Origin of the sequence: Antarctobacter heliothermus (assembly GCF_900188425.1) — a bacterium.
GTDB classification, from domain to species: Bacteria; Pseudomonadota; Alphaproteobacteria; order Rhodobacterales; family Rhodobacteraceae; genus Antarctobacter; species Antarctobacter heliothermus.
The window spans coordinates 1-15,673 of sequence record NZ_FZON01000006.1; the positions used below are offsets into that span (position 1 = coordinate 1).

Genomic DNA, 15,673 nt, shown 5'->3' on the forward strand with positions numbered 1-15,673 from the left:
TTCATCGTGCCGGGCAGGTATTGCAGGGCCCCCGGCTCCAGTTGCAGGCCAAGGCCCAGCGACAGCGCAATCGCAAAGATCACCATGTTGCGGCGGTTCCAGGTCACGTCCGACAGCATCGAGATACCGGCGGCCACGACCATGCCGAACATCACGATCACACCGCCGCCCAGCACCTCGATCGGGATCGAGGAGATGATCGCGCCGATCTTGGGCACCAGCCCGCACAGGATCAGGAACACCGCGCCGATGGTCACCACATGGCGGCTCATCACGCCGGTCATGGCGATCAGCCCGACGTTCTGGCTGAACGAGGTGTTGGGCAGTGCGCCGAACAGGCCCGAGATCGCCGTGCCGATCCCGTCGGCAAAGGTCGCGCCCTGGATCTCCTTGTCCGTCGCCTCACGCCCCGCGCCGCCCTTGGTGATACCCGACACGTCGCCCACGGTTTCCACCGCCGACACAAAGGACATGGCGCAAAAGCCCACAATCGCCGCGACAGAGAACTCCAGCCCAAAGTGCAGCGGGTTGGGCAGCGCAAAGCTGGCCGCGCGGCCGACGTTGCCCAGGTTGACCTGACCCAGGGCAAAGGCCAGCCCATAGCCGACCAGCAGGCCGATCAGCACCGCCGACACCGACAACATCCCCCGGGCGAAGAACTTCAGCCCCAGCGTCACGATGATCACCGTCCCGGCCATCAGCCAGTTCAGCCCCGAGCCGTATTCCGGCGTGCCGATGGCAGGAACGCCCCCGGCGGCGTACTGGATGCCGACCTTGACCAGCGCCAGGCCGATCATCGTCACCACCAGCCCCGTCACCAGCGGCGGCAGCGCAAAGCGGATCTTGCCGATGAACAGGCCAAGGACCGCGTGGAACAGACCGCCCACGAGGATGCCGCCCATCAGCACGGCGATGGCGTCCACCCCCTTGCCCGCCACCAGCGGGATCATGATCGGGATAAAGGCAAACGATGTCCCCTGCACAATCGGCAGCCGCGCCCCCACCGGCCCCACGCCGATGGTCTGGAACAGCGTCGCGATGCCGGCAAAGAACATCGACATCTGGATCATGTAGATCATCTGCGGAAAGTCGGGCGAGTTCGAGCCAAAGCCGAACCCCGCCGCGCCGCAGACGATGATCGCCGGTGTGACGTTCGAGACGAACATCGCCAGAACGTGCTGGATGCCCAGCGGCACCGCCTTGATCAGTGGCGGCGTGTAATTCGGATCGCGCAGTTGCTCTGGCGTCCCGATGCTTGTGTCAGCCATGATTGGTCCCCTGTTGTTGTCTTTTTTGCGCGCGCCGCCTTATCCCGCCGCGCGGTCGTGTCCTTCGATCAGATACGGGTGGTCGAAAAAATGCTCTTGCAGGTTGGGGCCCGCGCCGATCCGGTCGACCACCGCAAACAGCCCCGGCGCGGCCAGCGGCGCCAGCACCCCGTGCCAGACGCCGCGGTGATAGTTCACCCCCTGCCCCGGCGCGGTGACAAAGGCGATGGGCTGTCCCGGCGCGCCATCCGCGTCCGGGGCCACAACCACCAGGAACGGCTCCAGGCTCATCGGCAGGAACGCCTGGCTGCCCTCGGGGTGACGTTCCATCATGTCCAGCACCAGCGGCAGCGCGCGCGGCTCTGCCTTGAACAGGCTGATCCCGGCGCGGCCCTCGGCAAACTCCAGCACCGCGCGGTCGTGATAGCGTCCGCACAGCCCCTGGTTGATGATCTTGTCCGCATCGCCACTGACGTCCAGCACATCGCCGAACGGGGCAAAGCCCTGCGCCGTCAGCGGCTGCACCGTGATCCGCGCGCTCATGCGCCCAGCTTTTCGATCAGCCGCAGCTCGGCGATGCGCTCGACCTGGCGGCAGGCCTCGGCGAATTCGGTGTCGCGGTCGCTGTCGAGACGGCGCTGGAACGCCGCCATGATCGACGCCTTGGTGTGGTCACGCACCGCGATGATGAAGGGAAAGCCGAACCGGGCGGTATAGGCGTCGTTCAGCGCGACAAAGGCCGCGCGCTCCGCGTCGGTCAGCAGGTCCAGCCCCGCGCCCGCCTGTTCCGCCGTGCTCTCGGCGGTCAGCCGCTTGGCCTCTGCCAGCTTGCCCGCCAGGTCCGGGTGCGCCGTCAGCACGCCCAGTCGCTGTTCCTCGCTGGCAGAGCGGAACACCCGCGCCAGCGCCGAATGCACCCCCGCCGCCGTGTCATGCGCAGGCCCCAGTTCCAGATCATGCGCTCCTTCGGCGATCCAGGGGCTGTGTTCGAACACACCGCCAAAATCGGCGACAAAACCCGCCTTGTCCATCGTTGAGGGCCGCGCGCGCTGTACCGGCGGATGCGCCTGCGCCCAATGATCGGCGATCTCTTCGCGGGTGGCGAACCAGACACCCTCATGGGCCATCATGTGCGCCAGCGCGCGCTTCAACGCCATCGCCCGCCCCGGCCGGCCCGCGATGCGGCAGTGCAGCCCGATCGACAGCATCGCCGGCGCGCCCGCCGCGCCCTCGGCATAGAGCATGTCGAAACTGTCGCGCAGATAGCTTTCGAACTGGTCGCCATTGGTGAACCCCGCCTGGATCGCAAAGCGCATGTCGTTGCAGTCCATCGTATAGGGCACGATCAGCTGGTCCTTGCCCCCCGCGCGGGTCCAATAGGGCAGATCATCGGCGTAGCTGTCCGAAATATAGGCAAAATCGCCCGCTTCTGCCGCCAGATCGACCGTATTCATCGAACAGCGCCCGGTGTACCAGCCGCGCGGGGCCGCCCCAGTCACCTCTGTGTGCAGGCGGATCGCCGCGTGGATCTGCGCGCGCTCCTCCTCGGCGGACATGTCCTTGTGTTCGACCCATTTCAGCCCGTGGCTGGCAATCTCCCAGCCCGCGCCCTGCATCGCCCGCACCTGTTCCGGCCCCCGCGCCAGTGCTGTGGCCACGCCGAACACCGTGACCGGCAGGTCGCCCAGCAGCCGGTGCAGCCGCCAGAACCCGGCCCGCGCGCCGTAGTCATACAGCGATTCCATGTTCCAGTGCCGCTGCCCCGGCCAGGGCTGCGCGCCGGTGATCTCCGACAGGAACGCCTCGGACGCGGCATCGCCATGCAGGATGTTGTTTTCGCCGCCTTCCTCGTAGTTCAGAACGATCTGAACCGCGATCCGGGCGCCCCCCGGCCAGCGCGCCGCCGGTGCGCGGGCGCCATAGCCGGTCATGTCTCGTGGGTAACGTGTCACAGGTGTATCCTTTTTCTCAAAACCATGAATAAACCAGAAAATCCCCGCCGTTTTTCAAGAAAAACAAAAAGGACCATTCGGGCAGAGCGGCTTTGTCTCAGGCGGGGCAGTTGGCCTAAGAGTGCACAGACCCTCAGGAGACGCACATCATGACCGGCTATCTGACCACCCATGTTCTTGACACCGCGCGCGGCTGCCCGGCGCAGGGCCTGCGCATCGAGCTGCTGCGCATCGACGGCGACACCCGCACCCTGCTCAAGACGCTGGTCACCAACGCCGATGGCCGCACCGATGAGCAGATCCTGCCCGCCGATCAGTTCAAGACCGGCACCTATGAGCTGATCTTCCACGCCGGTGCCTATCTCGACGCCTGCGGCACCCCACCCGAAGACCCCCGCTTCCTCGACATCATCCCGATCCGATTTGGCATGTCAGACCCCAGCCACTACCACGTCCCCCTCCTCCTCTCCCCCTTCGGATACGCAACATACAGAGGAAGCTGAACACCCTCACACAGGCCGAGACGTCGCCAGGATCGTCGACGCGATGCGGCGACAACCCATCACCGGGTCACATTAGTTCCCGGCGAACGCTGCATTCGCAGGCACGTTCAGAACCGCATGCCGACGTTCCGCCACAACGCGACGGTTTTCGCCTGACAGTCGTGCGCATTTCGGTTTCCTAGACCGGGCATTCACCCAAAAGGCACCCGCAATGACACCGACGATGGACCGAAGTTTCATCACTGCCGCCGCCCAACTGGGGGCCATTGCCCGCGATGAGCCGCGGGCAGCGGTGGTCGCCCGACTGTGCGATTTGATGCGATGCGCACATGAACAGAGCGCGCGGGTCGTGGTCTTTCCCGAACTGGCACTGACCACCTTCTTTCCGCGTTGGTTCATGGAGGACACTGCCGAGATCGACCCATGGTTTGAAACTGCCATGCCGAACCCGGTGGTGCAGCCATTGTTTGATTTGGGTCGCGACCTGAACATCGCTTTTCACCTCGGTTACGCGGAAAAAACGCCCGGTGGCCGCTATTTCAATACGGCGATTTTTGTCGAAGGCGGACAAGTGACTGGCAAATATCGCAAGATACACTTGCCCGGTCATGCAGACCATCAAGCGTGGCGCCCCTTCCAGCATCTGGAAAAGCGGTATTTCGAAAAGGGCGATCTTGGCTTTCCGGTCTTTGACGGCGCGGGCGGCAAACTGGGCATGTGCATCTGCAATGACCGCCGCTGGCCCGAGACGTGGCGCATGCTGGGCCTTGGCGGGGCGGAGATGGTCATGTTGGGCTATAACACGCCGCTGCATTACCCGCCCGCGCCGGAGCACGATCACTTGCAGTATTTCCACAATGAACTGTCGTTGCAGGCGGGAGCCTATCAGAACGGCATGTGGGTGGTCGCGGCCGCCAAGGCGGGCCGTGAAGAGGGCTGTGACCTGATCGGCGGCAGTTGCATCGTGGCACCCACTGGAGAGATCCTCGCCCGTGCCGCCACCGTATCGGATGAGGTCATCACCGCGCGCGTTGACCTAGACCGTTGCGCCGAAATTCGGCGCAACGTGTTTGATTTTGCCCAGCACCGCCAGCCCGGCGACTACGTTTTGCTGACCCGGACAGAGGGCTAGTGTAGTTCCACCACCGCCTCGACCTCGACCAGGGCGAGTTCCGGCAGGGACGAGACGTTGACGGCGGTGCGTGCGTGGCGACCCGCTTCTCCGTAGAGGTCCATGAACAGCTGTGATGCCCCGTTGACCACCGCAGGCCCCTTGCCGAAATCCGGGGTCGCAGCGACATACCCATTTAGTTTGACCACCTGCGCGACAGAGGACAGCGACCCGGTCACCGCCTTGATATTGTAGAGCAGGTTCAGTGCGCACATCTGCGCCGCAGCATAGCCCTGTTCGATATCCGACGTGGGCGTCATCGGGCCAAAGTACTTTGGCACGCCTTCCCATTCGCAAATATGCCCCGATAGGAACAGCGTCTTGCCGGTAATCTTGCCGTGCAGATACAGCGCCCGTGACGGGGCCGATGGCGGCAGGGACAGGCCCATACCGGCCAGCTTTTCTTCGATAGCGCAGGTCATGCGACGTCCTTCTGCAACGTGATGGCAAGGTGGATTAGCGACAGGTCCGACCCGCGCGGCCCGATCAGCGACAGCCCGTAAGGCGCGCCATCGACCTTGCCCGCAGGAAAGACCACTTGCGGCAGGCCCGCCAGCCCCGCTACGCAAAGCAGCCTTTGCGAGACATGGCGGAAGTCGTCGAAAACCTCGACCGGTGCGTCAAATCGGAACGGCGCGTCATGCACCACCGGCGCAAGGATCACGCCGTCCGCCCCCAACAACGCGTCCACATGCGCGGTGAACGCGGCGCGGGCCGCGCGGGCGGGGGCAATCTCATCCTCGGTCAGCGCCTCGGCGGCGGCGGCGCGCCCGTCGATGCCCCGCACCAACGGCATCCCGGACTGGCGAATGTACGGCACGATATGCTCTTTGGCATCCGCGCCCATAGTGGTCAGAAAGGTCTGATAGACGGTGTCGACCCCCTGCGCGTACAGCCCGACCAACGGCGCGGCGCCCAACTCGGCAAAGCCCGCATCGCAGACCGCGCGCTGCGCCTCGCCCAGTTGATCCATCATCTCGACCGGCCAAAGCAGGCGCGGGATGTCGGGCAAGGGCGCATCATCGCTTTGCAACACCGAATGCGCCCGCAGCAGCGTCTCACCGTCGCGCGCAAACAGCCCACAGGTGTCATAACTGGGGGCAAGCTCCATCACGCCGTCGAGAGGAATCCGACCGTGTGTCGGGCGCAGGCCCCAGATCCCGCAGAAACTGGCCGGCGCGCGCACCGATCCGCCGGTGTCCGACCCGATGGCGATGTCGGCCAAGCCGCCCGCCACCGCCGCCGCAGACCCCGACGAAGACCCGCCAGTGATCCGTCCGGGCGCGGCCGGGTTCTGCACATAACCAAAATGCGCGTTCATCCCGTACATCGACCAAGCCAGCTCATCCGTATGCGTCTTGCCCACAAACGCGGCGCCCGCATCCAGCAGCGCCTGCGCGGCGGGGCAGGTGCTGTCCTTGACCTCGGACATGGCCAAGGCCAACGGGTTGCCATTGCCCGTGCGATAGCCCGCGACGTCGTAGATATCCTTGACCGCCAGACGCAGGCCGCTCAGCGGGCCGTCGCCATTTGGTACCGCGATGGGCGGATAAGGCATGAAACAATGATAGGGGTCTTTGTCGATCAGCATCGGCTCACTCGGCAGCTATGGGTTGGGCGGCACGCAGACAGGCCACGCGGCGGCGGTCGCCGGGGGCCAGCATGGGCGGCAGGTCGGCGCGGCATTCGGGCATCGCCACGGGACAGCGCGGCGCAAAGGGGCAACTGTCGGGCCGCGCCTCTAGCGCGGGCGGCGCGCCGGGGATCGCGGACAACCGTTCGCCGCGCGCGACGTCGTGCAGGTTCGCGGCCAGCAGCCCTTGGGTATAGGGGTGGCGGGCGTCGCGGATGATCTCATGCGTGGTGCCCTCTTCGATGATCTGGCCCGCGTACATCACCGCCACCCGTTCCGAGATCTCGACCGCCACGCCAATGTCATGGGTGACAAAGATCACCCCCATGCCGAATTCCTTTTGCAACTCACGCAGCAACAGCAGGATCTGAATCTGCACCGTCGCATCCAGCGCGGTGGTCGGCTCATCCGCCAGCAACAGGCGCGGGCGGCAGGCCAACGCCAGCGCGATCATCACCCGCTGCCGCATCCCGCCGGACAGTTCGTGCGGGTAGTTGTGCAGGCGCCGGTTGGCGGACGGGATGCGCACTCGGTCCAGCATGTCCAGCGCGGTTGACATGGCGTTGGCCTTGTCCACGCCCTTGTGCCGCATGACGGATTCCGCGATTTGGTGACCGATGGTATACACCGGGTCCAGCGCCAGCGCCGGTTCCTGAAACACCATCGACACCTCACCGCCGCGATAGCGTTGCAATGCGCGGCCCCGCAGCGACATGATGTCGACACCGTTGACATGAATCGACCCGTCGATCTGCGACCGTTTCGGCGGCAAGAGCCCGAGCAGTGTCTTCAGCGTCACGGATTTTCCCGAACCGCTTTCGCCCAACAGTGCCAGCGTTTCACCCTGATCCATCGACAGGGACACGTCATTGATGGCGTGAACCGTGCGCTTGCCTTTGAAGCGCACGTTGAGGTTCTTCATCTCAAGCAGCTTGGTCATTCTGGAACCCCCTGCCCCGCCTTGGGATGGCCGGACTGCGCATCATGCAAATGGCAGGCCACCATGTGATCGCCGTTGCGTGCCAGCCCCGCCAGCTTTGGCACGGCCTCCTTGCAGACCGCACTGGCAAAGCGGCAGCGCGTATGAAACCGACAGCCCGAGGGCGGGTTGATCGGGTTCGGCGGATCACCCGCCAGCGGTGGTTCCTTGGTCCGGTTGTCCGGGTCCATCGACGGCATCGCCGAAAACAACGACCGCGTGTAGGGGTGCGCCTGTTCTTGCCAGATGCTGTCCACCGGCGCGACCTCTACCACTTCGCCCAGATACATCACCAGAATTCGGTCCGAGATATATCGCACTACGTTCAGGTCATGGCTGATGAAGACATAGGTCAGACCGAATTCGGCGCGCAGATCGTTGAGCAGGTTCAGCACCTGCGCCTCGACCGATTTGTCCAACGCGGACACCGCCTCATCCAGCACTACCAGACGCGGTGACATGGCCAGCGCGCGGGCGATGTTCACTCGCTGTCGCTGTCCCCCGGATAGTTCATGCGGATAGCGATGGGCAAAGCGGTCGGGGTCCAGCCCGACCCGGTCCATCATCTTGCGGGCCAGTTCCTCGGGGTTGTCCAACCCCTGCACCTTGGCCCCAAAGGCTACGGAGTCGAGGATCGTCAGGCGCGGGTTCAGCGTGGCATAGCTGTCTTGAAACACCATCTGCACGCCCCGGCGCAGCTCCTTGAGCGACAGGCGTTCTCCCAGCGCATGACCGTCAAAGACAATCTCGCCCTTGTCCTTTTCCACAAGGCCGATCAGCAGCTTGGCGGTGGTGGACTTGCCGCAGCCGGATTCCCCGACGATGCCCAGCGTCTCGCCCTTTTTGACCTCAAAGGACACGCCATCGACGGCCTGCACCTTGGCCTGCGTGCGACCAAGGATGCCGCCGCGAACGGGAAAGTACTTCTGCAAGCCCGTCACGCGGATCAGCGGTTGCGCCGGGCCGCCGGTGTCCGGGGTTGGCTGGTAGGTGTCAGTCACGGACATTCATGGCACTCCTCAGACCGTCGCTCAGCAAGTTCAGGCACAGCGAGGTGACAAAGATCATCACGCCGGGCAGCGCCGACAGCCACGGGTTGACGTAGATAACGGATCGCAGCGTGTTCAGCATCAAACCCCATTCTGGTTCCGGCGGGCGCACCCCGATGCCAAGGAACGACAGACCAGCGGCAAGGATCATGCAAACGCTGGTCAGTGAGGTCGCGTAAACAAAGATCGGGGACAGCACGTTGCCAATCACATGCACCCGGATCACCGTCCAAGCGTTGGCTCCGGTTGCGCGGGCAGCGTCGATGTAATCCAGCTTGCGCACGCCCGATGTCACCGCCTCGGCCACGCGGGTAATTGGCGGGATAAAGACGATGGTCAGCGACACAAGGCTGTTTGTGATCCCTGCCCCCAGCGCGCCGGAAATGGCAATGGCCAGCAGGACGGACGGAAACGCAAAGAACACATCAATCGTTCGCATGATGATGGTGTTGGTCAAACCGCCGACGTAGCCAGCGGTGATCCCCAGAACGGACCCGGCAAAGAAGGCGATGACCACGGGCATCAACCCGATGAACAGCGTCAGCCGCCCACCATAGATCAGCCGGGCCAGCATGTCGCGGCCCTGCTCATCGGTGCCCAGCGGATAGCCGGGTGCGCCGATGGGTTTCAGGCGGGCGATCATCGACCCTTTGTAGGGATCGGCCAGCCCTAGGTAGGGCGCAAAGGCCGCCGACAGGATCAGCGCGGCGACCACTGCAAGGCAGAACATGGTCAAAGGGTCACGGACCAGCCGGTGACCAACGCCGGACCAGTAGCCTTTTGATTTTTCGACCTTCTCAGGGGTGGGGAGCGTGGTGGAGTCAGCCATGGCCATGCGTCACGTCCTCTGGATACGGGGGTCGATGGCGGCCTGCACCACATCGACAATCAGGTTCATCGCCACAAAGAACAGCGCAAGGATCAGGATTGTCCCCTGCAACAACGGCAAGTCGCGCTGGAAGATGGCGTTCGACAGCAAAAAGCCAGAGCCGGGCCAGTTGAACACCGTCTCGATCAGGATCGAGCCACCCAGCAGATAGCCCAGTTGCAGCCCCATGACCGACAGCGCGGTGGCGGCTGCATTGCGCGCGACGTGGCGCAATACGTCGGCGCGGCTCATGCCCTTGGCATATAGCGCATCAACGAAATCCTGGGACAGGATGTCCCCGGCCAGTGCACGCACCGTGCGTGACACGATACCGATGGGGACCACTGCCAAAGTCACCGCAGGCAGGACAAGGTGGCGAATATGCGCCCAGTCCCAGGCCCAGCTTTGCGACCCGCCCGGCCCCGCACCCATGGATGGCAGCCAGCTAAGATTGACGGAAAAGATGATGACCAGAACGATGCCCAGCCAGTAGTTCGGCACCGACACGCCCGTGATCGACAGCGCGGTCACCGCGCGGTCGATCCATGTGTCGCGGAAATAGCCAGCAAGGAAGCCTAGGAAAATGCCGATGGGAAAGGCGATCACAGCCGCCGACACCGCCAGAAGCAGCGAGTTTTTCACCGCACCAAACACTTCGGCGGCAACCGGGCGTCCAGTGGCGATGGATTTGCCCATGTCGCCCTGGACCAGATTGCCGATCCAGATGGCGTATTGAATGGGCAGCGGTTTATCGAGGCCATAGGCGGCGCGCATGGCGGCCTGTTCTTCGGCGGTGGCGTCAATCGCCATGATTGCGGTCAACGGATCGCCGGGGGCGATCTGGACCAGCAGAAAGCAGATCACCGACACGCCAAAGGCGACAGGCAGGACCAGCAGAATACGTCGGATGAGATAGCTGAGCACGGGGGTGGCTTTCTATGTCCAAAGGCCCCCGCCACATAGCGCGGCGGGGGCTGCGAGCCTTAGTCGGCCATCGAGATTGAAGAGAAGTTCTGGTACCAGTTCTGCGCCTGAACAAAGCCTTCGACCTTGGGGCTCAGCGCGCGGGGCGCCACGTCATGGGTCACAAAGAGGAACAGCGCGTCGTTGACGTATTTCTCATGCGTCGCTTGCAGAACGGCGGTCTGTGCTTCGGGATCAAAGGTGGTTTTGATCTCTTCGAACAGCGCCTGCATTTCCGGGTCGATGTAGTGACCCCAGTTGGTGCCGTTGGGTGCGATCAGACCTTCGTCAAGGTGACGGATCAGGCCGGTGAACGGATCCTGGATGAAGTAGGTAAAGTTGATAGACTGCGCGCCATCCACTGCCTCATCCGCCGCACCTGCACGCCACAGGTTGATCATCTGGTTCCATTCCACGACCATGAAGTCCACGTCGATCCAGACCTCGGCAAGGCTCTGCTGGACGTATTCGTTCATCGGCAGCGGCAGCATCTGACCAGAACCCGAGGGAGAGATCAGCGCCTTGACCGTCAGGCGGTTGTCAGGGCCATAACCGGCCTCTGTCATCAGCGCCTTGGCCGCTTCCAGATCATAGGATGGGTCAAACGTCGGTGCGCCGAACCACTGCGACGATGGCGGCAGAAACCCTTTGGCCGGGACCATCAGGCCGCCTAGCAGCGGCATCATGCTTTCGCGGTCGATCGCCATGTTGGCGGCCTTGCGCACGCGGATGTCATTCCAGGGTGAGCCTTCCAGGCGCGACAGGTGCCATGTCCAGTTGTGCGGATAGGCGTTGGACGAAATGACAAAGCCGTTGCCAGTCATCGCCGGGATGGTGTCGGGCGCAGGTGCCTCGATCCAGTCGACCTGACCGGACAGCAGTGCAGCGGCGCGGGCGTTGGGTTCCGGCAGCGGGATCAGGACCATCTTGTCCAGCTTGGGGATGCGGGTTTCGTCCCAATAATCCGCGTTCGGCACCAGTTCGGCGCGCTCACGCGGGACAAAAGCTTCCAGCTTCCAAGGGCCGGTGCCAGAGGGCGCCATCGCGACCTTTTCCCAGTCCTTGTCCATCGCCTCCCAGTTGGCCTTGGAGGACATCAAAATCCACGCAAGCTGATAGGGCAGCGTCGCGTCAGGAACCGTGGTTGTGATGGTCAGCGTCAGATCATCGACGGCCTCATAGGACGCGACGGCGGGAATTCGGCTTTTGCCTTGGGCCGACTGGCGCGGGTCATATTGCTCGGCTTCGCTGTCCAGCAGTTTGTCGAGGTTCCAGACGACCACTTCGGCTGTCAGCGGCGATCCGTCGTGAAAGGTCACGTCTTCACGCAGGGCAAATGTCCATGTCAGCTCGTCTTCGCCCACCGACCATTCTGTCGCCAGGCCGGGGATCAGGACCGACGGTTTGTCAGCGCTGGTCAGATCCCATTCGATCAGTGAATCGTAGACTGTATAGCCCATGAAACGCATGCCTTCGCCGCCCTGATCGGTCTGGCCGGTCGTCAGCGGAATGTCGGCTGCGGTCATGCCGACACGCAGCACGCCTTGGGCGTTGGCGAATGTGGCACAGGACAGCGTGATCGCTGTCGCAATGGCCACCGCGCCTTTTAGAAATCTAGGCATTGATACCCCCTTAGGTTGCCAAGTCATTGTTTTACCTTCATATTATCGGTCAATCTGACGTTTATCCTGTTTCGAAGAACTGTGGCGGGGGCCTTGCCTTGCAGCCAGCGGGAACGTTATTTTGCCGAAGATGTTTTTCTGCACTGCAGCGAAATGCCTAATTTTTGACCTGTCGGTCAGCAGTTGACGCCTCTTTCTGCGGCGGATGAATGGCGTGATTGGGTCAGAGGCAGTCGCGCATTTCGGCACAGGCCGCGCGAATCGGCGAAATCAGCGGCACCGGGCTAATCGCAGACAGCCGTTCTGCCGCTGCGCCAAGGGGGCCACCGCCAATGATGACCACCTCGGCGCCGTCATCGGCAGCGCGCAGGATGGCCCGTGTCAGGGCCGCATCCAACCGCCCGGGATGCGCCATCAAGGCCAGCGGATCGTCCGAGGTCATGTAACAGCCAAGATAGCCGCCTACCGGCGTCATCAGCGCATCGATTGGCCCAGCCAGCCCGGGCGTGGTCGTCGCCACGGCAAAACGCCGCCCCGCCACCGCCCGGGCAGAGGCGGCGCCGATCCCGATCACCGGACAGGCCAGCCGCGCTGACAACGCCGCGCGCCCCGGATCGCCGAAGGCAGAGACGATCACGCCCGCGACCCGGGGCAATTGTGCCTCGGCCACCTGGCGCCCTGCGACCTCCAGCGCCGCCGCATCGACGATCATCTGCGGGCCTTTCGGGGCGGTCCATCCGGTGATCTCTGGCAGGATTTGACGTGCAATGGTCAGCATTGCCTCGGTCGTGGCCGCGTTTGCATTGGGGTTCATCAACAGCACGGTCATGCCCGCTGCTCCGCGTCCAATGTCGCGGCAAGGCCCAATAACAGGGGCTCTGCTCCTGTATCGCCGATCAGTTGCATCCCGATGGGCAAGGCGTTGCCACGGCCTGCTGGAAAGGCCAGCGCCGGCAGGCCGGTCGCGTTGACCCAGCCGGTATAGACCGCGTGGCCCCGTGGCCCCACGTCTTGCCCGTCGATCATCGGTGGATAGGCTTGATCCGCAGGCCAGGGCATCGCAGCCGCCGTCGGCATCAGCACCGCATCATACCCCCAAAGACCGCGCACAGCCTCGCGCAGGGCAAAGATCCGTGTCATGGCCTCATACAGCTCGACCGCATTGGCCTTCGACCCGGCGCGCGCCATCGCGCGGTACTTCTCGGCTGCGTGTTGCAGCAACGCGGGATCATTGCGGCACAGATGCGCCAGACCAACCTCGGCGATGCTTGACCAGACCGCGTTCAGCGGCTCCAGATCCAGCGGTAAAGCGCCTTCAACCACCTCATGGCCCAGCGCACGAAACCGGTTGACCATCCCGGCAAAGCTGTCGCGGATTAGCGGATCACACGGCGCATCCCCCAGCAGCCCAACCGCCAGAATGCGGCAGGCGCCCGGCGCTTTTGCCCCCTGCCCCGTCAGAACCCGGTGAAACAGTTCTAGATCACGGGCGGATCGTGCAATCGGCCCGACGACCTCAAGATCCAACAGCACTTGCGGCAATCCACCCCCGCGTCGCACCACTCCGATCCCCGGTTTCAGCCCCCAAAGCCCGGTGTAGCCCGCTGGTCGCCGGATGGACCCGCCCCCATCGGTCGCCAACCCCGCCACCGCCATGCCAGAGGCCACAGCCGCCACAACTCCGCCGGATGAGCCTCCGGGTGTCAGTGCCGGGTCAAACGGATGCCGGGTCGGACCAAAGGTGATGTTGTCGGTATAGCCATCCACCGCAAATTCCGGCGTGTTGCCCTTGCCAAGGATCACCGCCCCCGCCGCACGCAGCGCCGCCACCGGCACCTCGTCCCGCTCGACCACGCGCTGGGCCAGTTCCGCGTTGCCCCATGCTGCGGGCATCCCTGCGGCGCACAGGTTGTCCTTGATGATCACCGGCACACCGTTCAGTGGCCCCGCCGCGCCACCTGCCCGCAACTTCTGCCTCGCATCGCGCGCCTCGCGCAAGGCCGTGCCCGACAGCGTGCTGTAGGCGTTCAGCCTGCCATTTTCTGCGGCGATCCGGTCCATATGCGCGCGCGTCACCTCGACCGGGTCGATGCGACCATCGGCATAGGCCGCTTGCAGCGCAGTGGCATCCATCTTTGTCACGGGGAGATCGCTCATCGGCGCGCGACCCGCCGCCGCGCGGACATCAGGGCCGGGATCAGCCAGAGCATCGCCGCCAAGATCGGGTCACCGCCGGTCAGACCGGCAGACCCGCCCCTCCGCGCTCTGAAAACCGTCCCGCTCTGTCGTAAAAATGCGCCGTGCATTCGCCCAGTCCTGTCGCGATTACAGAAGCGACAACCTGACGGGCAGGGGCACGCCCTGCAAAATAGGTGCGGCCGCATTCCCGGGCCGGAACCGGAAGACCGGCGCGGTTTGCACGAAATTTCACCGCACGCCACGCCCGTTGCCGCAAGTCAAGGCGGCCTGAAATCCAGGTGTCAGACAAAGGCGAATCCTGACCCGAAGCAATCAACCCGCCGACTCCCTTGGCGGGGCTGTCGCCGGATCTCAGACGGCACGAACAGCCGACCCGCTCAGCGCGGAACCAGCGCCGCCTTGACCTCACCAAAACCCGCAACCTGCGCCTGAACCACGTCGCCCGCCCCAAACCACGGCAGACCGCAGAGCGACCCGGTAATGATGTGCTGGCCCGGCTGAACGCCGCCGCAATGGTCACCCAAATGATCAAGGCACAGTTGCAGGTTGGCCAACGCGGACCCGCCCGGCACTTCGGCCGCACCATCCAGAATCACGCGATCCGCCCCGGTCATCCGCGCCTGTACCGTGCCGAAATCCGACCCATCCCAGCTGTCCAGAACCGGCCCAAGAACCAGACCGTCGTTCAATTGCATGTCGGACATCTTTTGCATCGGGTCCAAAGAGTCACCCGAAAACCGTGTGTCGACCAGTTCCATCACCAGACGCGGACGGAACAGCTCCCCAATCGGTGCATCCGAAAAGGGCTGCATCAGTTCAAATGCGATTTCCAGTTCAACCCCGGCCATGTTCGGCGACGGAATAGCCACGCCGTTGTCAAAGACGCGATGCGCCGAAATCGGTGCCAGAATCGGCGGCCCTTCGGGCCGCGCCGCGACCTTGAAGCCTGCCACAGCCCCCAGTTCGGTTTGAATCGCGGCCTGGATGGCAATTGCCTCTGAATAGGTAGGAATTTCCCCCGGCGGTACAATCTGCTTGCCGGTAGTGCGGGCGGCCTTCAGGGCTTCGGAATAGGTGGCGATCACGTCAAGGCGCATCATGGTCTCCATTGCTGCATGGGCCAAGCCCGCCTGCCAGTTCCTACAGACTACGCGGCAAGAGGTCGAGCCGGGTCAGGCCCGTGCAAAAGGTTCAATCAATATCCGATGGCCTGCGGCGCGCCGATTGCGGCCCATACCAATGTCACGCCAATCGGATTTTTCTGTTTGAGAGATACCAGCACCGCCGGTTTTCTCTAGCGCTTCAACGCCCTACCAAGAGGTAGTGGCGGACCGAGGAGGATTCGAACCCCCGACCCCTTGATTCGTAGTCAAGTACTCTATCCAGCTGAGCTATCGGTCCGTGAGGGCGGGATTTACCTATGGAGTCCTGCCAATGCAAGGGGCAATCACAGGTTTTCTTTGTCA

At 63.7% G+C, this 15,673-nt stretch carries 15 protein-coding genes and 1 tRNA gene; 2 read left to right on the top strand and 14 right to left on the bottom strand.

Translation table 11 applies throughout. From position 1 onward, the window contains the following. The 3 genes from CHB90_RS04620 to puuE form a co-directional block, all read right to left on the bottom strand. On the bottom strand, positions 1-1,268 hold a 1,268-nt coding region (locus CHB90_RS04620), incomplete at its 3' end, for a uracil-xanthine permease family protein (protein WP_089276691.1). 39 nt (positions 1,269-1,307) lie between these two features. Further along, complete coding sequence (locus CHB90_RS04625; protein ID WP_089276692.1) at positions 1,308-1,811, bottom strand: ureidoglycolate lyase; 504 nt, start codon at positions 1,809-1,811, stop codon at positions 1,308-1,310. Beyond that, entirely contained in the window at positions 1,808-3,220 is a 1,413-nt protein-coding gene (puuE, locus tag CHB90_RS04630; RefSeq protein WP_245823165.1) for an allantoinase PuuE, read from the bottom strand. The genes CHB90_RS04625 and puuE overlap by 4 nt, the downstream gene beginning before the upstream one ends. Positions 3,221-3,369: 149 nt before the next feature. On the opposite strand from puuE, the gene uraH reads away from it, so the two are divergent. Then, complete coding sequence (gene uraH / locus CHB90_RS04635) at positions 3,370-3,723, top strand: hydroxyisourate hydrolase (RefSeq protein WP_089276694.1); 354 nt, start codon at positions 3,370-3,372, stop codon at positions 3,721-3,723. Between the two features lie 223 nt (positions 3,724-3,946). Further along, positions 3,947-4,855 (top strand): N-carbamoyl-D-amino-acid hydrolase, encoded by a 909-nt coding sequence (locus CHB90_RS04640; protein WP_089276816.1) that lies wholly within the window; start codon positions 3,947-3,949, stop codon positions 4,853-4,855. On the opposite strand, the gene CHB90_RS04645 is transcribed toward CHB90_RS04640, so the two are convergent. The 11 genes from CHB90_RS04645 to CHB90_RS04695 form a co-directional block, all read right to left on the bottom strand. Beyond that, entirely contained in the window at positions 4,852-5,316 is a 465-nt protein-coding gene (locus CHB90_RS04645) for a RidA family protein (RefSeq protein ID WP_089276695.1), read from the bottom strand. The genes CHB90_RS04640 and CHB90_RS04645 overlap by 4 nt on opposite strands. Then, a complete protein-coding gene (locus tag CHB90_RS04650; RefSeq protein ID WP_089276696.1) occupies positions 5,313-6,485 on the bottom strand; it encodes an amidase in 1,173 nt (390 codons plus the stop codon). The genes CHB90_RS04645 and CHB90_RS04650 overlap by 4 nt, the downstream gene beginning before the upstream one ends. 4 nt (positions 6,486-6,489) lie before the next feature. After that, positions 6,490-7,467 (bottom strand): ABC transporter ATP-binding protein, encoded by a 978-nt coding sequence (locus CHB90_RS04655; protein ID WP_089276697.1) that lies wholly within the window; start codon positions 7,465-7,467, stop codon positions 6,490-6,492. Beyond that, the gene (locus CHB90_RS04660; RefSeq protein WP_089276698.1) at positions 7,464-8,513 is read right to left on the bottom strand and encodes an ABC transporter ATP-binding protein; all 1,050 of its coding nucleotides are present in this window, start codon (positions 8,511-8,513) and stop codon (positions 7,464-7,466) included. The genes CHB90_RS04655 and CHB90_RS04660 overlap by 4 nt, the downstream gene beginning before the upstream one ends. Next, positions 8,500-9,390, bottom strand: a complete 891-nt coding sequence (locus CHB90_RS04665) for an ABC transporter permease (RefSeq protein WP_089276699.1) — start codon at positions 9,388-9,390, stop codon at positions 8,500-8,502. The genes CHB90_RS04660 and CHB90_RS04665 overlap by 14 nt, the downstream gene beginning before the upstream one ends. A 3-nt stretch (positions 9,391-9,393) precedes the next feature. Next, positions 9,394-10,347 (bottom strand): ABC transporter permease, encoded by a 954-nt coding sequence (locus CHB90_RS04670; protein WP_089276700.1) that lies wholly within the window; start codon positions 10,345-10,347, stop codon positions 9,394-9,396. A gap of 59 nt (positions 10,348-10,406) precedes the next feature. Next, on the bottom strand, positions 10,407-12,008 hold the full coding sequence (locus CHB90_RS04675; protein ID WP_089276701.1) for an ABC transporter substrate-binding protein: 1,602 nt from the start codon (positions 12,006-12,008) through the stop codon (positions 10,407-10,409). Between the two features lie 223 nt (positions 12,009-12,231). Continuing rightward, positions 12,232-12,837 carry an aspartate/glutamate racemase family protein gene (locus CHB90_RS04680; protein ID WP_245823166.1) on the bottom strand — a complete coding sequence of 202 codons (606 nt, stop codon included), beginning with the start codon at positions 12,835-12,837 and terminating at the stop codon, positions 12,232-12,234. Beyond that, positions 12,834-14,165: an amidase gene (locus CHB90_RS04685; protein ID WP_089276702.1), complete on the bottom strand. Its 1,332-nt coding sequence runs from the start codon at positions 14,163-14,165 to the stop codon at positions 12,834-12,836. Before CHB90_RS04685 ends, CHB90_RS04680 begins: the two co-directional genes overlap by 4 nt. Before the next feature lie 419 nt (positions 14,166-14,584). Continuing rightward, positions 14,585-15,331, bottom strand: a complete 747-nt coding sequence (locus CHB90_RS04690) for a hydratase (protein ID WP_141135803.1) — start codon at positions 15,329-15,331, stop codon at positions 14,585-14,587. A 200-nt stretch (positions 15,332-15,531) separates the two neighbouring features. Then, positions 15,532-15,608: transfer RNA gene (locus CHB90_RS04695), tRNA-Arg, on the bottom strand. Positions 15,609-15,673: the final 65 nt, after the last annotated feature.